18 protein-coding genes are annotated in these 21,689 nt (G+C 72.0%); 10 read left to right on the top strand and 8 right to left on the bottom strand.

Annotation, left to right across the window (positions count from 1 at the left end):
* Positions 1-4: 4 nt before the first annotated feature.
* Genes ACQE3L_RS14500 through gcvT form a run of 5 tightly spaced genes read right to left on the bottom strand, consistent with a single transcriptional unit; the run spans position 5 to position 5,297 of the window.
* Positions 5-901 carry a DMT family transporter gene (locus tag ACQE3L_RS14500; protein ID WP_426964582.1) on the bottom strand — a complete coding sequence of 299 codons (897 nt, stop codon included), beginning with the start codon at positions 899-901 and terminating at the stop codon, positions 5-7.
* Positions 898-2,331 carry an aminomethyl-transferring glycine dehydrogenase subunit GcvPB gene (gene gcvPB, locus ACQE3L_RS14495; RefSeq protein ID WP_426964581.1) on the bottom strand — a complete coding sequence of 478 codons (1,434 nt, stop codon included), beginning with the start codon at positions 2,329-2,331 and terminating at the stop codon, positions 898-900. Before gcvPB ends, ACQE3L_RS14500 begins: the two co-directional genes overlap by 4 nt.
* Positions 2,328-3,671 (bottom strand): aminomethyl-transferring glycine dehydrogenase subunit GcvPA, encoded by a 1,344-nt coding sequence (gcvPA, locus tag ACQE3L_RS14490; RefSeq protein WP_426964580.1) that lies wholly within the window; start codon positions 3,669-3,671, stop codon positions 2,328-2,330. Before gcvPA ends, gcvPB begins: the two co-directional genes overlap by 4 nt.
* Before the next feature lie 25 nt (positions 3,672-3,696).
* Positions 3,697-4,080, bottom strand: a complete 384-nt coding sequence (gene gcvH, locus ACQE3L_RS14485; RefSeq protein WP_426964579.1) for a glycine cleavage system protein GcvH — start codon at positions 4,078-4,080, stop codon at positions 3,697-3,699.
* A complete protein-coding gene (gene gcvT, locus ACQE3L_RS14480) occupies positions 4,077-5,297 on the bottom strand; it encodes a glycine cleavage system aminomethyltransferase GcvT (RefSeq protein ID WP_426964578.1) in 1,221 nt (406 codons plus the stop codon). The genes gcvH and gcvT overlap by 4 nt, the downstream gene beginning before the upstream one ends.
* Before the next feature lie 326 nt (positions 5,298-5,623).
* Between gcvT and ACQE3L_RS14475 the strand changes: the two genes are divergently transcribed.
* The 7 genes from ACQE3L_RS14475 to ACQE3L_RS14445 all read left to right on the top strand — a co-directional run bounded on the left by ACQE3L_RS14475 (position 5,624) and on the right by ACQE3L_RS14445 (position 14,496).
* Positions 5,624-6,640 (top strand): AAA family ATPase, encoded by a 1,017-nt coding sequence (locus ACQE3L_RS14475; RefSeq protein WP_426964577.1) that lies wholly within the window; start codon positions 5,624-5,626, stop codon positions 6,638-6,640.
* 4 nt (positions 6,641-6,644) lie between these two features.
* Positions 6,645-7,733, top strand: coding sequence for a DUF58 domain-containing protein (locus tag ACQE3L_RS14470; protein ID WP_426964576.1), 1,089 nt, complete (start codon positions 6,645-6,647; stop codon positions 7,731-7,733).
* On the top strand, positions 7,730-10,054 hold the full coding sequence (locus ACQE3L_RS14465; protein ID WP_426964575.1) for a transglutaminase TgpA family protein: 2,325 nt from the start codon (positions 7,730-7,732) through the stop codon (positions 10,052-10,054). The genes ACQE3L_RS14470 and ACQE3L_RS14465 overlap by 4 nt, the downstream gene beginning before the upstream one ends.
* 60 nt (positions 10,055-10,114) lie before the next feature.
* Positions 10,115-10,408 (top strand): stress response translation initiation inhibitor YciH, encoded by a 294-nt coding sequence (gene yciH / locus ACQE3L_RS14460; protein WP_058366189.1) that lies wholly within the window; start codon positions 10,115-10,117, stop codon positions 10,406-10,408.
* Positions 10,409-10,516: 108 nt separating this feature from the next.
* On the top strand, positions 10,517-12,610 hold the full coding sequence (locus ACQE3L_RS14455; protein WP_426964574.1) for a CARDB domain-containing protein: 2,094 nt from the start codon (positions 10,517-10,519) through the stop codon (positions 12,608-12,610).
* A gap of 71 nt (positions 12,611-12,681) precedes the next feature.
* Positions 12,682-13,338, top strand: coding sequence for an HAD family hydrolase (locus ACQE3L_RS14450; RefSeq protein ID WP_426964573.1), 657 nt, complete (start codon positions 12,682-12,684; stop codon positions 13,336-13,338).
* A 39-nt stretch (positions 13,339-13,377) separates the two neighbouring features.
* Positions 13,378-14,496, top strand: coding sequence for a hypothetical protein (locus ACQE3L_RS14445; protein ID WP_426964572.1), 1,119 nt, complete (start codon positions 13,378-13,380; stop codon positions 14,494-14,496).
* Between the two features lie 19 nt (positions 14,497-14,515).
* Here the strand turns inward: ACQE3L_RS14445 and ACQE3L_RS14440 are convergent, their stop codons facing one another.
* The 3 genes from ACQE3L_RS14440 to ACQE3L_RS14430 all read right to left on the bottom strand — a co-directional run bounded on the left by ACQE3L_RS14440 (position 14,516) and on the right by ACQE3L_RS14430 (position 18,057).
* A complete protein-coding gene (locus ACQE3L_RS14440) occupies positions 14,516-15,595 on the bottom strand; it encodes an anthranilate phosphoribosyltransferase (RefSeq protein ID WP_426964571.1) in 1,080 nt (359 codons plus the stop codon).
* A 695-nt stretch (positions 15,596-16,290) separates the two neighbouring features.
* On the bottom strand, positions 16,291-16,707 hold the full coding sequence (locus tag ACQE3L_RS14435; RefSeq protein ID WP_426964570.1) for a DUF7124 domain-containing protein: 417 nt from the start codon (positions 16,705-16,707) through the stop codon (positions 16,291-16,293).
* Between the two features lie 111 nt (positions 16,708-16,818).
* Positions 16,819-18,057 carry an NAD(P)/FAD-dependent oxidoreductase gene (locus tag ACQE3L_RS14430; RefSeq protein WP_426964569.1) on the bottom strand — a complete coding sequence of 413 codons (1,239 nt, stop codon included), beginning with the start codon at positions 18,055-18,057 and terminating at the stop codon, positions 16,819-16,821.
* Between the two features lie 272 nt (positions 18,058-18,329).
* On the opposite strand from ACQE3L_RS14430, the gene ACQE3L_RS14425 reads away from it, so the two are divergent.
* The 3 genes from ACQE3L_RS14425 (at position 18,330) to ACQE3L_RS14415 (ending at position 21,654) form a co-directional block, all read left to right on the top strand.
* On the top strand, positions 18,330-18,926 hold the full coding sequence (locus ACQE3L_RS14425; protein ID WP_426964568.1) for a DUF6149 family protein: 597 nt from the start codon (positions 18,330-18,332) through the stop codon (positions 18,924-18,926).
* Positions 18,927-18,990: 64 nt separating this feature from the next.
* Positions 18,991-20,406, top strand: coding sequence for a 7,8-didemethyl-8-hydroxy-5-deazariboflavin synthase subunit CofH (gene cofH, locus ACQE3L_RS14420; protein WP_426964567.1), 1,416 nt, complete (start codon positions 18,991-18,993; stop codon positions 20,404-20,406).
* 9 nt (positions 20,407-20,415) lie between these two features.
* Positions 20,416-21,654 carry a cation:proton antiporter gene (locus ACQE3L_RS14415; RefSeq protein ID WP_426964566.1) on the top strand — a complete coding sequence of 413 codons (1,239 nt, stop codon included), beginning with the start codon at positions 20,416-20,418 and terminating at the stop codon, positions 21,652-21,654.
* The last annotated feature ends 35 nt before the right edge of the window (positions 21,655-21,689 follow it).

Raw genomic sequence — 21,689 nt, 5'->3', positions numbered from 1 at the left:
CGATTCACGACGTGGCGTCGCCGGTCGAGACGAGGTAGATCCCCGCGAACATCACCGCGCCGCCGGCGACCATGCCGAGCCCGACCGGTTCGTCCAGAAGGAGCGCGCCGAGCGCCGCGCCGACGACCGGCTGGGCGAAGAAGAACACCGCGACGGTGCCGGCGTCGACGAACTCCAACCCCTTGTACCACGCGTACCACGCCCCGGCGGTGCTGAGCACGCCGAGGTACAGCACCGCCGCGACCAGCGCCGGGGTGACCGGGACCGCCGCGAGGTCGACGCCGGTCGTCGACAGCTCCCAGGGGACGAGCACCGCGCTCATGGGCACCGCGAAGAGGGTGGAGTAGGTCGCCGTCTCCAGCGCGGAGTAGCGCCGCACCAGCGGCTTGCCCCACACCGTGTAGGCGGCCCAGCCGGCGCTCGCGAGCAGGAGGAACGCGACGCCGGTCCGGTTGCCCGCCGGGATCGCGGTCAGGTCGTACTGCCCCGCGAGCACGAACAGCGTCCCGAGCGCCGCCAGCCCCATGCCGGCGATCTTTCTGGGTCCAGCCGCCTCGCCGAAGGCGGCCACGCCGAACGCGAGCGTGAAAAGCGGCGTCAGCACCGTCAACAGCGACCCCTGGCTCGCGGTCGTGAGGTCCGTGCCGACGAACTGCGAGACGATGGTGAGCGCGACCATCGCGCCCAGCCCCGCGAACTGGCCCCACTCGCGCCGGCTGAACGACCGCGACGGCGAGACGACGCGCACCACGACCAGCAGCGTCGCGGCGCCGACCGCGAGCCGCAGGAAGCTCAGCGTCAGCGGCGGGATCGTCTCGAACCCCCACTTGCTGACGACGTACATGCCGCCCCACAGCACGGCGGCGACGAGGGGTCCGACCGCGAAGCCGCGTCCGCTCACTCGCCGTCGAGCGCCTGCCACGACAGCCGCGGGTTCCGCGCCGCGGACGTCTGGTCGATACGGGCCGCAGTCGTGCGGTTCGGGGCGTTTTCGAGCGTCTCGTCGTCGTCCGCGAACGCGCGGTTGAACGCCGCCGCGAGGTCGTCCAGCGACGACTTGTTCTCGATCTCGGTCGGCTCCGTCAACATCGCGTTGTGGACCATCTCGGGCCACTTCGTCGTCGGCGGGTGGACGCCGTAGTCGAGCATCCGCTTCGCCACGTCCGCGGCGTCGCGGTCGCCCGAGGTCGCCGCGAACTCGTGGTGGTAGGGGCCGTACGGGATCTCGAGGTCCAACCGCTCGCCGAGGTAGTTCGCGTTGAGCACGGCCTTCGCCGCGGCGTCCGCGAGCCCCTCGTCGCCGAGCCGGGCGATGTAGGCGTACGCCTTGATCAGGACGAGCCAGTTGCCCTCGAAGCCCTGGACCTTCCCGATCGTGTGCTCGGGCTCGAAGCGCTCGTAGCCCGAACCCGACTCGGTTTCACGCACGCGCGGAGTCGGGAGAAACTCCGCGAGCTCGTCGACGACGCCGACCGGGCCCGCGCCCGGCCCGCCGCCGCCGTGGGGCGTCGCGAACGTCTTGTGGACGTTGTAGTGCATCACGTCGAAGCCCATGTCGCCGGGGCGGCCGCGCCCGAGCAGCGCGTTGAGGTTCGCGCCGTCGTAGTAGAGCAGCCCGCCGGCGTCGTGGACGATCTCGGCGATCTCCGTGATGTCGCGCTCGAACAGGCCGACGGTGTTGGGGTTCGTCAGCATGAGCGCGGCGGTGTCCTCGGAGACGGCCGCCTCCAGCGCGTCGAGGTCGACGCGGCCGTCCTCGTCGGAGGGGAGTTCGACCACGTCGTAGCCGGCCAGCGCCGCGGTCGCGAAGTTCGTCCCGTGCGCGGAGGCGGGGACGATCACCTCGCTGCGGTTCCCCTCGCCGTTCGCCTCGTGGTACGCCTTCGCCACGCGGATGCCGGTGAACTCACCGGCCGCGCCCGCGGGCGGCTGGAGCGTGACGGCGTCCATACCGCCGATCTCCGCGAGGTACTCCTGCAGGCCGTAGAGCACTTCGAGCGTCCCCTGCACCGACCGCGAGGAGCGGTCCGGGTGGACCGCGCCGTCGGGATTGGCCGCCACGTCCTCGGTGAACTTGGGGTTGTACTTCATCGTGCAGGAGCCGAGCGGGTAGGCGCCGGCGTCGATGGCCCAGTTCATCTGCGAGAGCCGGGTGTAGTGCCGCGCGATCTCCGGCTCGGAGAGCTCCGGCAGGGTCACCGCCTCCCGCGTGAGCTCCTCGGGGAGCGGCGACTCCTCACGCACGTCGACGGTCGTCTCGTCCTTCTCCGCCAGCAGCGGCTCGTGCTGTGCCTCCTCCTCGCGCGTGTAGCTGGCCTGGTCGTAGATCATGCTGCCGCCTCCAGGGCCGCGACCAGTTCGTCGGCCGCGTCCGCGTTCAGGTCGGTGACGCACACCTGCAGCAGGTGGTCGCCGATCGTGTGGACCGCGAAGCCGGCCGCCTCCACGTCGCCGGCGACCGCTGCCGCGGGCTGGTCGGTCCGGACCGCGAACTCCCGGAGGTGGTGGCGGTCGTGGACCGGCGCGCCGTAGCCCGAGAGGTCGTCGATGCGCTCGGCGAGCGACGCCGCCTCGCGCACGCAGTCGTTCGCGAGTTCGACGAGCCCCGAGGGGCCGAGGTGCGCGGCGTGCATCGCCGCGCGCAGCGCCACCCACGCCTGATTGGTGCAGATGTTGGAGGTGGCGCGCTCCTTCCGGATGTGCTGTTCGCGCGTCTGGAGCGTCAGCGTGTACGCGCGCCGGTCCGCGGCGTCCTCGCTGGCGCCCACCAGGCGCCCCGGCACCTGCCGGAGGAACTCCTCGCGGCAGGCGAACAGCCCGAGGCCCATGCCGTAGGCGGCCGGGAGGCCGAGCGCGCCGGCCTCGCCGACCACCACGTCGGCGCCGACCGCCGCGGGCTCCTCCAGCACCGACAGCGCCACGGCGTCGGAGCCGAGCACGAACAGCGCGTCCGTCTCGTCGGCCACCGCGCCCACGTCGGCGAGGCGCTCCTCGATGCAGCCCCGGACGGTCGGGTTCTCGGCGTACACCATGACCACGTCCTCGCCCGCGCGCTCCGCGAGCGCGTCGAGGTCGGCGTTGCCGTCCGCCATCGGGTACGCCTCGACGGCGAGGTCCGCGCCGTCGCAGTAGTTCTCGAGCACCGAGCGCTTCCCCTCGCGGAGCTGTTCGGGGACGAGCACCACGTCGCCGCTCGTGGAGCGCACGCGGTCCGCGAGCGTGGCCGCCTCGCCGAGCGCGGTCGCGGCGTCGTACATCGAGCAGTTGGCGATGCCGAGCCCCGTCAGCTCCACCAGCATCGACTGGTACTCGAAGAGCGCCTGCAGGAACCCCTGCGCGATCTCCGGCTGGTACTGCGTGTAGCTGGTCAGGAACTCCGCGCGGTCCGCGAGGTGGTCGACGACGCTCGGGACGTAGTGGGAGTAATGGCCCCGACCGAGGAACTCGGTGAGATCGTCGTTGTCCGCGAGCGTCTCGCGGAGCTCGGCGCGGATCTCGCGCTCGGAGCGCGCGGGGATCCCGAACTCGCCGTCGAACGCCACCGCGTCCGGGATGTCGAACAGGTCGTCCTCGTCGTCGGCGCCGACCGCCTCGAGCATCGCGGCCGTCTCCGCGTCCGTGTGGGGCGCGTACGGACTCCCGGCCTTCTGTCCGTAGTCGCGGCCGCTCATCGGCGTCCCCCGTTGGTTCCGGTCGTCATTCGATCTGGTCGCGGTAGTCCTCGGGCGAGAGCAGGGCGTCGAAGTCGGCGTCGTCGGCCGGCTCCACCTCGATCAGCCAGCCCTCCCCGTAGGGGTCCTGATTGAGCAACTCCGGCGCGTCGAAGAGGTCCTCGTTGACCGCGACGACCTCCCCGGAGACGGGCGCGTACACGTCCGAGACGGCCTTGATCGACTCGACGACGCCGAACTCCTCGTCGGCGGTCACCTCGTCGCCGGCGTCGGGCAGCTCGACGAACACCACGTCGCCGAGCTCGTCCTGTGCGAAGTCGGAGATGCCGAACCGGACGGTGTCGCCGTCCGTCGTCGTCCACTCGTGCGATTCCAGATACCGTCGGTCGTCGGGAGTCTCGAAGCTCATGTGTCGATAAAGGGAGGGATCACAACTTCCGCGCGCTTCTCCTCGCCGCGGACGACCACGCCGACGCGCTCGCCCGCGTCCGCGTACTCGCTCCGCAGGTAGCCCAGCCCGATGGGCTCGTTCAGCGTCGGGCTCATCGTGCCGGAGGTGAGGTGACCGACCTCCGCGCCGGTCGTCTCCTCGCCGTCGTCCGCGTCGCCGCCCGACCCGTCCGTCACCGCGTAGCCGCCCCGCGGAACGCCGCGGTCCAGGAGGCGGACGCCGACGAACTTCTCGTCGACGCCCTCCTCCTTCTGTCGTTCGAGGGCGTCGCGGCCGACGAACTCCGTGTCGAGTTTCACCGCGAAGCCGATGCGGGCCTCGTAGGGCGTCCGGGGCTCCTCGTCGGGGTCGAAGTCCTGTCCGGACAGGAGGAAGCCGGCCTCCATGCGGAGCGTGTCGCGGGCGCCGAGCCCGCAGGGCTGGCAGTCGAGCGCGTCCCAGACCGCCTCCGCGTCGGGGGCCGGACAGAGCACCTCGAAGCCGGCCTCGCCGGTGTATCCCGTCCGCGCGACCCAGCTCTCGACGCCGGCGACCGCCGCGTGGGTCGCCTCGAACTTCGAGAGGTCGCGCACCGCCGCGGCGTCGGCGCCGCCCGCGGTGCTCTCGATGCCCTCGGAGCCGACCTCGGTCGCCTCGAACAGCAGCTCCGGGGCGTCGGGGCCCTGCACCGCGACCATCGCCCACTCCCCGGTGGTCAGTTCCACGTCGGCGTCGAGCGCGTGCTCGTCGCGGTACTCGACCCAGCGCGCGTACGCCTCGTCGTCGTGGCCCGCGTTCGGGATGAACAGGTACGCCGGCTCGTCGCCGTTGCGACCGGCCGCGACCCGGCCGTCGGCCGCCTCGCCCGCGGGCGTCCCGTCGGGGAGTCGGTAGACGACGGTGTCGTCGTGCATGATCCCCTCCGCGTCGGTGATCGCGGCGTACTGGGAGTCGCCCGGGTCGAGCGCGGTCACGTCGTTCGTCGTCAGCCGCTGCATCAGGGTCGTGGCGTCCGGTCCGGCGACCTCGACCTCCCCCATGTGGGAGACGTCGAAGATGCCGGCCGCCTCGCGGACCGCCGAGTGTTCCATGCGGATGGAGTCGAACTCCACCGGCATGTCCCACCCGCCGAAGTCCGTGAAGCGAGCGCCACGGTCCTCGTGAACCGCGTGCAGCGGCGGCTTCCGTCGGGCCATGTGCGCAACTACGGGCCCCGTACCTAATGTTTTGTTATCGCGGCCGTCCGGACGGGGTCCTGAAGAGGCAACAACGCCCGCTTCGATCCACGTTTCTGTACTATTAATTCTCGATCGGTGCAGAAATCGCCTCGTTCGTGGGTCTCGTTCGCGGACGGCGGCATCGCGAGCCGACCGCGGTCGTGCGCGCACGGAGCCGAACCGCACCCTTAGGTAGTCGGAACCCCTACCGAGCGGTACGTGCCACCGAGAACCACGGTCCGTGTGAGTACCCCACAATCGTTTTACATGGCCGGCCATGACGGTCGACAGCCGCGGGTTCTCACATGACTGACGCCACGGACGCATCCGACGGCGGTCTCGCCCGTCGAACGCCGCTCGCGACCGACGAGGCGGCCGCGCTGGCCGACCGGATCGTCGACAGCGTCGAGTCGGTGATCGTCGGCAAACACGACGCCGTCGAGCACATCCTCGTCACGATCCTCGCGCGCGGGCACCTCCTGATCGAGGACGTGCCCGGCGTCGGCAAGACCACGCTGGCGAAGGCGATCGCCGCCTCCGTCGACTGCTCGTTCAAGCGGGTCCAGTTCACGCCGGACCTGCTCCCCTCGGACGTGACCGGCGTGAACGTGTTCAACCAGCGCACCAGCGAGTTCGACTTCCAGCCCGGCCCCGTCTTCGCGAACGTCGTCCTCGGCGACGAGATAAACCGCGCGCCGCCGAAGACGCAGTCCGCGCTGTTGGAGGCGATGGAGGAGCGGCAGGTGACCACCGACGGCGTCACCCGCGAGCTTCCCGACCCCTTCTGCGTGATCGCGACACAGAACGACGTGGAGCCGGGTCGCACGTACGAACTCCCCGTCGCGGAGGTCGACCGGTTCACCAAGAAGCTCCGGCTCGGCTACCCGAACCCGGACGAGGAGGCGGAGATCCTCGACCGCGTCTCCGGCGACCGGGGCGGGGAGGGCCGGGACGGGGAGGACCGCCCCGCCGGAGAGCACCCCGTCGAGTCGCTGGAGCCCGTCGCGACCGTCGAGGACCTCCGCCGCGCCCGCGAGACGGTCGCAAACGTGGAGGCGACGGAGCCGGTCCGCTCGTACGTCTCCCGGCTGACCGCCTACACCCGCGAGCACGCCGCCCTCGGCGCGAGCCCCCGCGGGAGCATCGCCCTCCTGCGAACCGCGCAGGCCCGCGCCGTCCTCGACGGCCGCGACTACGTGATCCCCGACGACGTGCAGGGTGAGGCCCCGACCGTGCTCGCGCACCGCATCAGGCCGGAGTCCGGCTCCCGGACGGGCGCGGACGTGGTCGCGAGCGCGCTCGACTCGGTGGCCGTGGAGTGAGCCGATGGGCGCCCTCTCGGACCTCCGGCTCACGCGCCGCGGCCGCGTCGTCCTCGCTATCGTCGCCGTCGGGTTCGGGATGGCTGCACTGTCGGGCGCCCGCTCGCTCAACGCGGTCGTGCTCCCGGGTATCGTCGCGGTCGTCGCGGGCGCGGTCCAGCTCTCGCGGCTCGACGCGCCGAGCGTTCGCCGCCGGCTCCCGCCCGACGACTTCGTCGGCGCGACCCACGAGGTCGTCCTGCGCTTCGGCGACGGCGACGCGCTCCGCGAGGCGCTCGACGCGCCCTTCGTGGCGGCGGTCCGCGACGACCTGGGCGAGGGCCTCGACGGCCCCGAGGCGCCGACGCGCGCGACGGTGGGCGCGGAGCCGGTCCGGTACGAGGTGACCTACGACGCGCGCGGCGACCGGACGCTCGGGCCCGTCACGCTGTCCGCGACGGACGTGTTCGGGTTGCTGGAGCGCGACCTGCTCTGTCGCGGCACGGAGTCGGTGCTGGTGTACCCCGAGCGGCGCCCCGTCGTCGGCTGGTTCCGCCGGGAGCTCTACCGCGAGGACGCGCTCGGCGCGAGCCGGCAGCGCAACGAGTTCGACCGCCTGCGCGAGTACGCGCGCGGCGACGCCCTGCGGGACGTGAACTGGGCGGCGACCGCCAAGCGCGACGACCTGATCGTCAACGAGTTCGCCGCCGAGACCGACCAGCGCCGCGTCTCGATACGCGGCGGCGCCCGCGGCGACGCCGCCGACGACCTCGCGAGCGCGGTCGCGAGCGTCGCGCTGGCGCTGCTGGACGACGGGGTCCCCGTCGACGTCGCGGTCCCGAACGGTCGCGTTTCGACCGACGGCGGCCCGGACGGCCGTCGGCGCCTGCTCGAACTGCTGGCGCGGACCCCCCGCGGGGCGGTGCCGGACGCGGACGCCGACGTGGTGATCGAGGCGGACCGCACCGGGACCACCGTCCGGGTCGACGACGCCGAGACGCCCTTCGAGGCGCTGCTCCCCGCGGACGGGGACGCCGAGACCGCCGTGACGGCCGCTGCGCGCTCGCCCGACGACGCCGCGCGGCCGGCGACCGACGGGGGTGACCCGCGGTGAGCGGCGGTCCGCCGGCTGGGGATGGCGACGCGCTCGCCGACGGCGGCCGCACACCGCCCGACGGCGAGGACGCCCACGGCGGCGTCGGTCCCCTCGGGCTGGTGCCTGCCGGACTCGTCCAGCCCGCCGCGGCGGGCGTCGCGCTGGTGACAGCGGCCTACGTCGGCGTCTTCCTGTCGATAACCGACGTGGTCGGCGGGAGCGCGCGGCTCGCGGTCGCGGTCGCCGCGGTCGCGGGCGTCGCCGTCGCGCGCGTGCTCGCCCCGCGGGCGGCGGTGCTCGTCACCGGCGGGCTGTTCGTCGCCGGGCTGGCGGCCTACTACTTCTCGGTACCGGCGAGCCAGCGCGCGCTGTTCTCCGCGCGGAACGTCGCCTTCGACACCGTCTCCCTCCTGACGGGGCTCTCCGTGCTTCGGCTGACCGCCGCCGACCTGTGGGCGCTCGCGCTGGCGCCCGTGCCGACGTTCCTGACGTGGTACCTCGCGGCGCGCGGCCGCCACGTCGCCGGCGCCTCGGTCGCGGCCGGCGCGCTCGGCTTCTTCGTGCTGACCGGCGACGCCGGCACGGCCGCCACGCTGGCGGGCGTCGTCGGGGCGGCGCTGTCGGCCGGGCTGACGACGCTGTCGGCGCCGGGTGCGCTCGCGGCGCGACGGGGCACGCTCTCGACCGTGCTCGCGGCCATGGTGCTGCTGTCGGCGACGGTCGCGGTCGTCCCCGGCGGCGCGACGCAGCCGCTGCTGTCGGACCGCGGTACGCCCGGCATCGAGTCGTCGCTCGTGGGGACGCAGGACGACGTGCAGGTCGCCGGGTCGGTGCGGCTCTCCCCGGAGGTGCGGTTCACGGTCGAGAGCACGCAGGAGGCCTACTGGAGCACGTCGACGTTCGACCGCTACACCGGCGACGGCTGGGTGCGAACGGGCGAGGCCGAACCGTACGACGGCCCGGTCGAGGGGCCGCCGGGAACGACCGTGCAGGTCGATCAGACGGTCACCGCCGAGACCGACCTCGACGCGATCCCCGCCGCGCACAGCCCCGTCTCGGTGGGCGGGCAGACGGCCCGGAGCGCGCAGGTGGACGGCGAGGGGCGGATCCAGCCCGGCACCACGGTCCCCGAGGGCGACACGATCGACGTCCAGAGCGAGGTCCTCGTCGCGACGCCTGGCGAGCTCCGAGCCGCCGGGACCGACTATCCCGAGGGGATCGAGGAGCGCTACACGCAACTGCCCGAGAGCACGCCCGACCGGGTCGGCGAGCTGACCGGCGAGATACGGACCGAGGCGGGCGCCGACAACCCCTACGACACGGCGCGGGCGGTCGAGCGCTACCTGGAGGAGTCGAAGGCGTACTCGCTGACCGTCGAGCGCCCCGAGGGCGACGTGGCGGACGCGTTCCTCTTCGAGATGGACGCCGGCTACTGCGTCTACTTCGCGACGACGATGGTCGCCATGCTGCGCTCGCAGGACGTCCCCGCCCGGTTCGTCACCGGGTACGGCCCCGGCGAGCGCGTCGCGCAGGACGAGTGGGTGGTCCGCGGACAGGACGCCCACGCGTGGGTGCAGGTGTACGTCCCCGACCACGGCTGGGTCCGGTTCGACCCCACGCCGAGCACGGAGCGCGCGGACGCCCGCAACGTGCGACTGACTGAGGCGCGGAACGCGGGCGAGGAGGGCGTCGACACGAACCGTACCGCGCCCGACCCCGAGGACGACCCCGCGTCCACCCCGACGACGCCGACCGACGCGCCGAACGGCAACGACACGGACACGGAGACGAACGGGAGCGACGAGGCGGAGGTCAGCGGCCCCGGTGCCGCCGGTCCCGCCGGCCTCGACCCGGACGACACCGGCGCGAGCGGGATCGACACGGTCTCGGCCGACGTGACCGGCGCCGAGGTGGAAGGCGAGCAGGACGGGGGCGGGCTGCCGGTCGACCGCGACGCGGTCGGGTACGGCCTGCTCCTGCTGCTCGGGGTCGTCGCGGGCGCTCACCACGTCGGCGCTACGAGCCGGACGTACCGGGCGCTGTGGCTCCGGCTCCCGTTCCGGCGGCGCGACCCCGACTCGGACGCCCTCCGGGCGTACGCGCGGCTGGAGTACCTGCTGGAGCGGCGCTACCGCGCGCGGCGGCCGGGTGAGACCCCGCGGGCGTACCTCGACGCGCTGGAGCTTCGAGGGGTCGACGAGCGGACCGCCGTCGTCCGCGAGGCCTACGAGCGAGCGCGGTACGGCGACGGCGTCGACCGCGAGAGCGCCGACGCGGCCGTGCGGACGGTCCGACGGCTGGCGCTGGAGGCGACGCCAGTGGTGCGGCGGTTCCTGTGACCGCCACGGCGCCCCCTCCCGACACTATTTAATACCGCCGTCCAGTAGTCTCAGGCTGTAATGTCGGAAGTCTGCTCGACGTGCGGGCTGCCCCAGGAACTCTGCGTCTGCGAGGACGTCGCCAAGGAGTCCCAGCAGATCAGCATCCGCATCGACGAGCGTAGATACGGTAAGGAGGTAACGGTCATCGAAGGATTCGACCCCAAGGACGTGGACCTCGACTCGCTGTCGTCGGACCTCAAATCGAAGTTCGCCTGCGGCGGCACCGTCGAGGACGGCGCCATCGAACTTCAGGGGAACCACTCCGGCCGCGTGGAGGACTTCCTCCGCGAGAAGGGGTTCAACGTCGCGTGACCGTCACCTAACCACCCCGCGTCGAGCACCGTTTTTCTGACACCGCCCGCCAGCCGCGGCGCCGGTTCGATCCCCCACCACTAAGCGGGTCCCGATCCTTCCTCCGCCATGAAGACGCACCGACGGCTCGCGCTCGCGGTCCTGCTGGCGGTCGCGGTGACGGCCGCGCCGCTGGCGGGGACGGTCGGCGGGAACGCGTCCGCGGACGCCGCGGTCGCCGACGCCGGCGCGTCGGCCCAGACCGCGGCCGCCGCCGAAACGGTCGCGGGGACGGCTCCGGCCGACGAGGCGTTCGACCGCCGACGTCCGGACCTGACCGACCAGACCGGCAGCGACGCGATCCGGCTCGAGAGCGCGCTCCGGCAGGTCGACGCTCGGGGGGAGTACGGCGCCACCTCGCGCGTGTCGCTGCCGGACGCGGTGACGGAGTTCCGGCTGACGCTCCCGGCGGGGGCACGGGACGTGCGCGCGGACGGGTTCGCGAGCGAGGGCGACGGCGTCTGGCGCTGGGACGGGACGACCGAGGAGCCGACGCTGACCTACCGGATGCCCGCGAACCGGACGGTCGACGAGAGCGGGCCGCTGGGGGGACGCGGCGACTACCTGTTCGCGGACGCGGGCGACTGGGCGCTCGTCCGCCCGCCCGCGATCGGCGCGAGCTGGCGGAGCACGCGGGACGTGCAGTTCGTCCGCGAGAACCGCGTCGACGGCGAGGGCGCCGCGAGCCGCGCGATGGCCTTTCTCGGACCGCACGAGACGGTCACGCGCGAGGCGAACGGCCAGCGGTTCCGACTGATCGTCCCCGAGGCGGCCGAGATGGCCGAACCGCCGGCCGCGGTGCTCGACTCGCTCGAGCACGCCTCCGGGGCGATGCAGGTCGGCGACCGGGACCCGGAGGTCTTCGCCGTCGCGGCGCCGACCGGCGAGGTCACGTGGGGCGTCAGGGGGCTCCAGACGGGGGACGCGGACGTGTGGGTCCGCGACGAGGAGCGGCTCGACACCGCGGACAACGTCTGGGTCCACGAGTACGTCCACACCAGGCAGGGCTACGAGACGACCGCGTCGGCCCGGTGGTTCACCGAGGCGTCCGCGACCTACTACGCCGCGCTGCTGACGCTGGAGCGCGGCGAGACGGAGTTCGCCGACTTCCGGAGCGTCCTCGCGCGCGGCGAGCGCGACCCGCAGGCGTCGGCGGTGCTGTCCGACCCCGGGACGTGGGCGAACTACGCCCAGTACACGAAGGGCGGCCTCGTCGCGGGCGAGATCGACCGCCGGATCCGGCTGGCGACCGACGGCGAGGCGTCGCTCGGGACGGTCTTCCGCGAACTGAACGCCGCCGGGGAGCCCGTCACCGGCGACCGATTCCTGGAGCACGTGGGGCAGGCGGCGGGCGGCGACGCCCGCGAGAGCGCGGAGCGATACACGACGACGGACGCGGTCCCGGGGACGTGGGACCGCGAGGCGCACGACGAGGCGTTCGGCCGGCTCCCGGCCCGGATCGGGTTCTCGCTCGCGGACGCGGAGGCGGTCCGCGCGAGCGGCCCCTACCGCAACCGCCCGGTCGAGCGCGACCCGGTCAGGCTCGTGACCGGCGAGACGCTCGAACTGAACGCGACCGTGGTCAACACCGGCGGCGTCGCCGGGGAGTACGACCTCGCGCTGACCGTCGACGGCGAGCCGGTCGAGACCCGAAGCGGCCGGATCGGGGCGAACGAGACGCTGGTCGAGCCCTTCGAACGCGAGTTCTCCGAGCCGGGCGAACACGAGGTGGCGGTCGGCGGCACGCGCCTCACGGTGGTCGTGACGGAGCCCGCGACCGCGACCGTCTCGGACCTCGCCGTCGAGCCGAACCGAGTGACCGCCGGCGACGAGGTGACCGTCACCGCGACCGTCGGCAACGACGAGGCGATCCCCGCCGAGCGCGACCTCGCGCTCGTCGTCGGCGGCGAGACGGTGTCGACGGAGACGGTCCGGCTCGACGCGGGCGAGTCGACGACGTTCAGCGCCACCGTCTCGCTCGACGAGCCGGGCGAGACGACGATAGCACTCGGCGACGCGACCGCGACGGCGACGGTCGCTCCCGCGGAGGCGAGCGCCGACGGCACCACGGAGGAAACCGACGCCGGCGCGCCCGGCTTCGGCCCCGCGGTCGCCGCGCTGTCGGTGGCGCTGACGGCGGTGCTGGCGCGGCGACGCGTCTGAGCGAAGCCGGCCCTGCGCGGACTGGTCCGCCTCCGAAAGGGCCATGTCCGCCGACCGACTACCTCCCGCCGATGGTCGCGGACGCCTACGACTTCCACCTGTTCGACCTCGACGGGACGCTCGTCGACGCGGAGTGGCGCTACACGCGCGAGGTGTTCGACGGCGTCGGCGACGCGCTCGGCCGCGACTTCTCGGACGCCGAGGCGCGGGTCCTCTGGCATGGGCTCGGGGGCTCGCGGGACCGGACGCTCCGCGAGTGGGGCGTCGACCCCGCGGCGTTCTGGGAGGCATTCCACGCGAACGAGGACCCCCGCGCCCGCGCCGAGGCGACCTACCTCCACGACGACGCGGCGCGCCTGCTCGCGAGCGTCGAGGGGCCGACCGGCCTCGTCACGCACTGCCAGCAGTTCCTCGCGGACCCGGTGCTCGACCGACTCGACCTGCGCGACCACTTCGACACCGTGGTCTGTTGCACCGAGGAGACGGGCTGGAAGCCCGACCCGGACCCGGTGAAACTGGCGATGGCCGACCTCGGCGTCGACCCCGCCGCGGGCGACCGCGGCTACTACGCCGGAGACGGTGCGAGCGACGTCGGCGCCGCGTGGAACGCCGGCCTCGACGCGGTCCACGTCGAACGCCTCGGCCACGAGGAGCGCGGCCGCTGCGTCCTCGGCGACTACCGCGTGGAGTCGTTCGACGACTTCCCGAGTGCGCGCTCGACCGAGTAGCCCCGAAGACACTTATCGGCCCCGCGAGCAGTCTCCTCCATGCGACGCCGCGCCCTCCTCGCAGCCGTCGGCTCCGGAGCCTTGCTGGCCGGCTGTGCCGACCGTACCGCGCCGACCGCCGGGACCCCGAGTGACGACGGAGCCGCGACGGCGGACGACACGACTACCGACCGCCCCGGGTCCCCGGAGCAAGTCGATATCGACTCGCGGTTCTACACGGAGCCGTGCCCGGACCTCGCCGACGCCGGGTGGTGGATCGACCCCGACGACGAGGTGCGGTGTTACCACCGGTCGGACGGCGACGAGGCGGTCCTTCTGGAACCCGTCTCGGAGGTCGGGACGCTCGGCGGGACGGTGCGGATGCGGCTCCACAACCGGACCGACGAGGCGGTCCCGTTCGGCCCGTACCACTGGGAAGTGCTTCGCTACGACCGGAGCGACGGGGCGTGGCGCTCCGCGACCGACCGCGACGCCATCGAGGATTATCAGGACCACGTCGAACCGGGCGAGACCCACGAGTGGGACGTGCAGCTCGCCGTCGACGGCGACGCGCCGGACGACGAGACGACGGCCGGGGAGACCGTCGCGTTCCGCCCCGGCCGGTACGCCTTCGTCGTCGCGGCCCCCGACCCCGGCGACCTCGTCCACGCCGCGCTGTTCGCGGTCGAAGCCGGCGACGACCCGCCGGTGCCGGACGGCGCGCTTCCCGACCCGGAGTCCTCGGCGTTCCGCGGGGAGGCCTGTCCGGCGGGCCTCCGGTGTTACCACGCGCTCGACGGCGACGAGCGCGTCTACCTCCGGGCGGAGCCGGAGACGGTCGCGCTCGGCGAGACGCTGTCCGCCGAGCTCTGCAACTGGTCGGGCGAGGAGGTAACCCTCGGGCCGGACCACTGGGCCGTGAAGCGACGGGAGGGCGGGGAGTGGGTCTCCGCCGACCGTCGGGAGATCCGGACCGACCTCGGCGGCGTCCTTCGCTACGGCGACTGCTGGGACCTCGGCGGTCGCGTCACGGTGGACGCCGCCGATGAGCCGGGTCCCGGCGCGGGGATCGAGGAGGCGGTCGCGTTCGAGCCCGGCGAGTACCGCTTCGAGATCGACGCGCGCGGCGAGGACTGGGAACGGCGGTTCGCGGCCCGGTTCACCGTGGTCGAAGAGTAGTCGCTCCGAGCGCAGGGTCTCAGAACGCCTGCAGTTCCTCCAGCGTCGCGGCCGCGGAGCCGTCGGCGATCGCCTCGCGGGCGGCCGCCAGTCCCTCGTCGATGGTGTCGGCGTCCTCGCGGGCGTAGATCCGGAGCGCGGCGTTGAGCGCCACGGCGTCGGCGAAGCGGTCCTCGCGCTCGCCGGCGAGCACCTCCTCGGTGATGGTCGCTGAGTCGGCGGCCACGTCCTCGACGCCGAGGTCCTCGGTCTCGAAGTCCATCCCGTACTCGGCGGTCTCGATCTCGAAGTCCTCGAAGCTGGAGCCGCCCTCGGTGCCGACGGCTTCCCACTCGGCGACCTTCGTGTAGCCGGGACGCACGTCGTCGTACCCCTCCATCCCCTGGAACATCAGGACGCGGTCGAGGTCGTGGAACTCGCTCGCCTCGAACGTCTCGATCACCTTCTTGGCGAACGCGAGGTGGTAGAAGGAGCCGAGGTGGACCGACGCGCCCGCGGGGTTCGCCAGCGTCTCGACGGTGTTGACGAACGTCCGGACGCCCATCATGTCCCGGCGCTCCCAGAGGTCGTCGATCGCGGGGTTGAACGCCGGCTGGTAGTAGAAGCCGAAGCCGACCTCGTCGACCATCGCGGCGGAGTCGCGGGGGGTCAGCTCGGTCGCGACGCCCAACTCGTCGAGGACGTGCTTGTAGGCGTCCGCCTTCTGCGAGGGGACGCGGTCGCCGGAGTGGGCGACCACCGGGGTGCCGGCCGCGGCGGCGACGACGCCCGCCGCGACGCCCAGCAGCGCGGACCGCTCCTTCCCGTCGTAGTTCGCGCCGCAGTCGACGGGGTCGCAGTCGGGCTCCGCGTACTCGACGCGCTCGCACATGGTGTCCGTGAACGCCGCCAGCTCCTCGGGGTTGTTCTTCTTCCAGCGGTTCGCGAGCCAGAAGGCGCCCAGCGTCGTCGGGTCGGGCTCGTCCGCGAGGATGCGCTCGAACGCCTCCCGGGCCTGCGCGCGCGTGAGGTCCTCGGCCGACTTCGGGCCGGAGCCGCAGACCTCGGTCATCAGCCGCTTGAGGGGCCACTCGCCGAACTCCGTGGTCGCCTGAGCCATACCCCTCGGTTCGGGTTCTCCGACGAAAAGCCTCCCGCTCGACTCCCACGCGGCGGGACGATCGATCTCCGACAAGGCGGACGTTCGTCGACTTTCGCCGCCGATTTCTCCGAGAACGAACAGCCCACGCGCGGACCGGACTCTGACGGCGGCCAACCAGACTGCACGCGCGGCGGGAATGGCTCGTTCGCGTGCGTTCGGGGTACCGTGCGGGGCGGTCGGCGCGCGCGAGAAACGCGCGCGAGGGAGGCGGCGGCCGCGGTCGCGCTGCGGTGCGTTGCGGTCGCGCGACCGCGGCTGCGGCGAGGCTGGGGAGGTGCGAGGCTGCTGTGCGGTTGCGGTGCGGGGCGGTGCTGTGTGGTGGGTGGGACTGAAAGGGGCAGCCGGCTCGATCCCGCCCGGACGACGCAAGCACTCGCGCCGGGCGGTGTCTCCAGCGCGCTACTGCACGCTGGAGGCCAGCGGGACGCGGTTTGTCCCGCGCGGCGGAGAGGTGCGAGCGCGCAGCGAGGCCCGGCGGGTCGAGCCGGCTGGGGCTTTCTGGACGTTGCTGTCCAGATCAGTAGGATCTACGACAGACCCAGAAAAACCGCAGTAGGACGAGCCGATTGAGAAGTTCTGAGCGTCCGATTCCGGTCAACAGACTCTACAACGGGAATTGGAAAAGTTCGAACCCAGAAATTCTGCACCCCGTCTCAGGGCCAGTCGTCCCGCGTCGACTCCGCGGACGACTCTTCCTCCGGGTCGTCGCCCGCGAGCGTCCAACCCGCCGCCTCCGCGGCGGCCTCGACGTCGAGGAACTCCCAGCCGGCCGCCTCCGCGACCGCCTCGTCCTCCTCGCTGGTGCCGACGAAGACGTGGCGATCGGTGTCGAACTGCCGCAAAATGTTCTCCAGGCTCTCCTCGACGCCGCGGGGGCCCGAGAAGAAGTCCTGTCGGACGCGGTGCTTCCGCGTGAAGTTGGTGACGACGTACGTCGGCTTCTCGGAGACGACGCCGACGTACTCGGTCCACTGGCGCGCGCCGTTGAACACGGCGTTCGGGTCCGCGAGCCGCTTTAACGCCTCGAGCTCGAACGCCAACGTCATGTCCGAAGATCCGCCGCTGTCCATACGCGAGGATACCTGCGCGGGGCGAAAACGGCTTCGCTTCGGGCTGCGGGGAACGCGCTCGCCCGACCGCGGCCGCGGACGGGGAAACGGAGAACGGACGGTTCGCGGCGTCTACTGCTCGGAGGCGGCCTTCAGGTCGTCGACCGAGAACCCCTCCTGCATCAGGGTCTCCTTCTGGTCGGCGACGTAGCGCTCCTCGCGCATCAGCTGCTTGTAGGCGGACTGGGGGGCCAGGTCGCCGATGAGGACGCCGCCGACGATCTTGCCGTCCTTCAGCGCGAGCTTGCGCCACTCGCCCTCGCCGGTGGTGGCCTCGACCTCGTCGTCGCCGAGGGTCGGGTGGCCAAAGGAGAGGAACGGGAAGTCGAAGTGCGTGATCGAGTACGAGGAGACCCAGCGGAACTCCTCGGAGCCGTAGTCGACCATGTTCTTGGCGGCGACCGTCCCCTGCTCCTTCGCGGAGCCCCACGCGCCGTTCTGCGCGCGCTCGCCGAGGATGACGTCGTGGAACTCGGTGATGTCGCCGGCCGCGTACACGTTGTCGACGTTGGTTCGCATGTACTCGTCGACGATGACTCCGTTGTCCGTCGCGATCGGCGTCTCCTCGACGATCTCCGTGTTGAAGTTGAGGCCGATGGCGACGCCGGCGAAATCGCAGTCGTAGCGGTCGCCGTTGGGGTCGACCGCGGCCTCGACCCGGCCGTCGTCGTCCACTTCGAAGTGGTCGACGCCGGAGTCGAACACCGGCTCGACGCCGCGCTCGCGCATCGCCTCGTGCATGATCTCCGCGCCCTCGTTCGAGAGGGCGTACCGCCACCACGAGTCGCCGCGCATCAGGTATTTCCCCTCAACGTCCTGCGCGCCGCAGATGGCCGCGAAGTCGATGCCGAGCAGGCCCGCGCCGACGATGACGCCCTGTTCGGCGCTCTCGACGGACTCCTTGATCGCGCGGGCGTCCTGGAACGTCCAGAAGTGGTGGACGCCCTCGGCGTCGGAGTTGTCCACCGGGAGCTGGGTCGGCGTGCCGCCGATGGCCAAGAGCAGTTTGTCGTACGCGAACGTCTCGCCCTCGTGGGTCGTCACCTCGTCCGCCTCGACGTCGACGTCGACGACCAGCGTGTTGAGTCGGAGGTCGATGTCCCGCTCCGCGTACCACTCCTCGTCGTGAATGGAGATGGGCGCCGCGGGCAGTTTCCCCTTCGCGAACTCCTTGATCAGGATCCGATTGTAGAGGGCCTCGCCCTCGTCCGTGAGCACGGTGATCTCGGCGTCCGGCTGCTCCTCTCGCAGCGTCTCGGCCGCGGAGGACCCGGCGACCCCATCGCCGATGATCACGTACGATTCGGTCATAAGCGGCCGTTCGTATTCGGGGTTAATGTGGATTGCTATCCGAATCCGGGAACGAGAGTTTCTCTCATGGGGATTCAAGGGATCCCCTTACCGAATATTAGGGATCCACCGCGTGTCGCCGACCGATCGTCGGTCGCGGTCGCTGGGCTTCCGCGGTCGTCGGTCCGCCGCGGTCGCCGGCCTTCCGCAATCGCCCGCCTTTCGCAGCCGATGGACCTCTCGTTCGGTCCGTTCGCCACACATTGAAGGGTTCACGGCACCAATGCTGGGGTATGAAGATCCGCCAGAACGTCCGCCACTGGGCCGCGAAGAAGGCCCTCACCGCGCCGGTGATCGGGGAGGCAGCCCACGACAAGCTCGTCGACCTCCACACGACCATCTTCCTCAACAAGGCCGACGAGGAGCGCCGCGAGGAGCGCCGCGCGCACCTCGACGACTTCTTCGACGCGACGATGGAGACCTACCTCACGGCGCTGGAGGCCGGCTTCCCCGAGGCGAAGGCCCGTGAGATCACCCACGTCCAGGCCAACTTCGACTTCTTCAACCACGGCTGGACGGAGATGATGGAGATCCCCGGCGACGAGATCGAACCCCACTACCGCCGCTACGAGGAATTCTTCACGAAACACGGGATCACCATCGACGATCCGCTCGGGGAGTTCCGCCCGCCGGAGGGGATCGCGGAGGCCCCCGAGACGCCCGAGAAGCTGACGGAGCCGGAGTACGAGAACGCGAAGGCGGGGTTCGCGGACGACGCCTACGTCGAGACGGAGGACGGCGAGACGGTGGTCGGCGGCGAGCGCGAGGAGCCCGCGGACGTGGACCCCAGCGCCGCGCCCGGACTCGACGAGGAAGAGGCGGCGGACTGAGACCTCCCGGCGGCGTTCTCCGCTGACCGCCCCGCTTTTTACGTCCCGACGGTGAGGGGGAACCATGACCGACGCGCGCGAGGTCGACCCCGAGGCGGTCGAGTTCGAGGTGGTCCCCGAGACGGACCAGTCCTTCGAGAACGCGTTGGCGAAGGCTCGCGCGGGCGACCGGCTGACGGTCGACGACGGGATCGAGCTGATTACCACCGGCACCGACCGCGAGGGGATCGACCCCGAACGCAAAGAGCAGGTGCTGGAGGCCGCGGACCGGCGGCGGGCCGCGGTCGTCGGCGACGAGGTGACGTTCGTCGCCAACCTCAACAACAACGTCACCACCGCCTGCAACACGGGCTGTCTGTTCTGTAACTTCAAGAACACCGCTCACGCGTTCGAGGCGGACGCGGACGTCGAGCACTCGGGGTTCACGAAGACGCCCGCGGAGTCGCGGGCGGTCGTCGCGGACGCCCTCGAGATGGGCATCTACGAGGTGACCTCCGTCTCCGGGCTCCACCCCGCCTTCGCGCTGAACGAGGAGCACCACGAGATCCTCCAGGGGTACGACGACCCCGCGAGCGCGGTGAACTACAAGCCGCCCGCGGCGTACGCGACCGACCCCGGGACGTATCTCGAGCAGATGGCGGCGATGTCCGTCGACGACGTGCACCTCCACTCGATGACGCCGGAGGAGGCGTACCACGCCCGCCGCGGCACCGACTGGGACTACGAGGCCGTCTACCGCGAACTCGCGGCCGCGGGGCTCGACTCCGCGCCCGGCACCGCGGCGGAGATCCTCGTCGACGAGGTGCGCGACGTGATCTGCCCGGGAAAGATCCGGACGGACGACTGGGTCGCCGCGATGGAGGGCGCGATGGCCGCCGGCCTGCCGACGACCGCGACGATCATGTACGGCCACGTCGAGAACGCGGCCCACCGCGTGGAGCACCTGAAGGTCGTCCGCGACCTGCAGGACAGAACCGGCGGAATCACGGAGTTCGTTCCGCTCTCGTTCGTCCACGAGAACACGCCCCTCTACAGACACGGCGTCGTGGACGGCGGGGCGAGTCTCGCGGAGGACGAGCTCATGGTCGCGGTCGCGCGCCTCTTCCTGGACAACGTCGACCACATCCAGTCCTCGTGGGTGAAGTCGGGCGACGAGCACGGGCTCAAACTGCTCAACTGCGGCGCGGACGACTTCATGGGCACCATCCTCTCGGAGGAGATCACCAAGCGCGCCGGCGGGCAGTACGGCGAGTACCGGAGCTTCGACGACTACGTCGAGATGATCACCGCCATCGGCCGCGTCCCGGTCGAGCGCTCGACGGACTACGAGAAACGCCGCCGGATCGACCCCGACGACGGCCCCCACGGCCCGACGCTCGGCCCACGCGCGGACGGGACGCCGATGCTCGCCGAACGGGACGGAACCGAGGGCGGAACCGGGGACGGAGACGGCGGCGACCCGACGCCCGCGGACGACTGAGGGCTGACCGTGACCGCCGCCTCCCTCCCCGCGTTCTCGCTTCAGGGTACTTCAGGGCTCCCGACGCTCCCCCCGTTGGCGGTCGCCGGCGCGGTGCTGGTGCTTTTGGCCGCCGCGGGCGGCGCGAGCCGACGGCTCGGCTACTCCGTCATCCCCGCGTACATCCTCGTGGGGCTGGCGGTCGGCCCCTTCGCGCCCGCGGTCGGCGACCTGTCGCTGTCGCTCGTGCGCGACCCGGGGACGTTCCGGCTGCTCGCGGAACTCGGCGTCGTGTTGCTCCTGTTCTTCGTCGGACTGGAGCTGAGCCTCGAACAGCTGTTCACGAACCGAGCGCAGTTCGTGCGGGCCGGGGCGGCGGACGTGCTCATCAGCGCCCCGATCGGCGTCCTGATCGGGCTCGCGTTCGGCTGGTCGCTGCTGGAGTCGGCGTTCCTGGCGCTGATCGTCTTCAACTCCTCGACGGTGATCATCGCGAAGTCGCTCCTGGACCTCGGCTGGATCGCCGACGCGGAGTCGGACGCCATCCTCGGGGTGGTCGTCATCGAGGACGTGCTCACCGCGGCCGCGTTCGCGGTGCTGTCGGCGGTGCTGCTGGGCGTCGCCGAGCCGGAGACGCTACTGCGCTCGCTCGGGACCGCCGCGGCGTTCGTGGGGGTCGTGGTCGCGATCGCGCACTACGGCGCCGATCGGCTGGAGCGGGCCTTCTCGACGACCTCGTCGGAGCTGTTCCTGCTCGGAGTGTTGGGCGTGGCGGCGCTCGTGGCCGGCCTCGGGATCGTCTCGGGCGTCAGCGAGGCGGTCGCCGCCTTTTTCGTCGGTACCGCGTTCGGGCGGACGAGCCACGTACAGCGCATCGAGACGCTCGTCGTCCCGGTCCGGGACCTCTCGGCCGCGCTGTTCTTCTTCGCGGTCGGGGCCGCGACCGACCCGCGGCTGCTCGCGGCGACGGCGCTCCCGGTCGCCGTCGCGGTGGCGGTGACGGTCCCCGGCCAGCTCGTCTCGGGGTACCTCGCCGGGCGCGCGTACGGGCTCGACGCCACGCGCGCGGTCCGGGTCGGCTGCGCGCTCGCCCCGCGCGGGGAGTTCTCGCTGGTGATCGCGGCGTTCCTCGCCGCCGCCGGAACGACGCCCGTGTTCCGCGAGACGCTCCCCGCGTTCACGGTCGGCTACGTGCTCGTCACCGCGACGCTCGGAACGGTGCTGATGAACCGGGCGGACGACATCTCCCGCCTCGCGTTCGGGCGGTGAGCGGCCGCCCCGCGAGCGACCTCTCCGCGTGCAGG

The organism is Haloparvum alkalitolerans (genome assembly GCF_050122995.1).
Lineage (GTDB): Archaea > Halobacteriota > Halobacteria > Halobacteriales > Haloferacaceae > Haloparvum > Haloparvum alkalitolerans.
The sequence above is the reverse complement of the archived record's forward strand: the minus strand, read 5'-3'. Positions and strand labels throughout refer to the sequence as shown.

Bases quoted from the DNA above. Each gene is read 5' to 3' on its own strand.
- gcvPB (WP_426964581.1), bottom strand. From the start codon at position 2,331: ATGATCTACGACCAGGCCAGCTACACGCGCGAGGAGGAGGCACAGCAC.
- gcvPA (WP_426964580.1), bottom strand. From the start codon at position 3,671: ATGAGCGGCCGCGACTACGGACAGAAGGCCGGGAGTCCGTACGCGCCC.
- gcvH (WP_426964579.1), bottom strand. From the start codon at position 4,080: ATGAGCTTCGAGACTCCCGACGACCGACGGTATCTGGAATCGCACGAG.
- gcvT (WP_426964578.1), bottom strand. From the start codon at position 5,297: ATGGCCCGACGGAAGCCGCCGCTGCACGCGGTTCACGAGGACCGTGGC.
- ACQE3L_RS14475 (WP_426964577.1), top strand. From the start codon at position 5,624: ATGACTGACGCCACGGACGCATCCGACGGCGGTCTCGCCCGTCGAACG.
- ACQE3L_RS14470 (WP_426964576.1), top strand. From the start codon at position 6,645: ATGGGCGCCCTCTCGGACCTCCGGCTCACGCGCCGCGGCCGCGTCGTC.
- yciH (WP_058366189.1), top strand. From the start codon at position 10,115: ATGTCGGAAGTCTGCTCGACGTGCGGGCTGCCCCAGGAACTCTGCGTC.
- ACQE3L_RS14455 (WP_426964574.1), top strand. From the start codon at position 10,517: ATGAAGACGCACCGACGGCTCGCGCTCGCGGTCCTGCTGGCGGTCGCG.
- ACQE3L_RS14450 (WP_426964573.1), top strand. From the start codon at position 12,682: ATGGTCGCGGACGCCTACGACTTCCACCTGTTCGACCTCGACGGGACG.
- ACQE3L_RS14445 (WP_426964572.1), top strand. From the start codon at position 13,378: ATGCGACGCCGCGCCCTCCTCGCAGCCGTCGGCTCCGGAGCCTTGCTG.
- ACQE3L_RS14440 (WP_426964571.1), bottom strand. From the start codon at position 15,595: ATGGCTCAGGCGACCACGGAGTTCGGCGAGTGGCCCCTCAAGCGGCTG.
- ACQE3L_RS14435 (WP_426964570.1), bottom strand. From the start codon at position 16,707: ATGGACAGCGGCGGATCTTCGGACATGACGTTGGCGTTCGAGCTCGAG.
- ACQE3L_RS14430 (WP_426964569.1), bottom strand. From the start codon at position 18,057: ATGACCGAATCGTACGTGATCATCGGCGATGGGGTCGCCGGGTCCTCC.
- ACQE3L_RS14425 (WP_426964568.1), top strand. From the start codon at position 18,330: ATGAAGATCCGCCAGAACGTCCGCCACTGGGCCGCGAAGAAGGCCCTC.
- cofH (WP_426964567.1), top strand. From the start codon at position 18,991: ATGACCGACGCGCGCGAGGTCGACCCCGAGGCGGTCGAGTTCGAGGTG.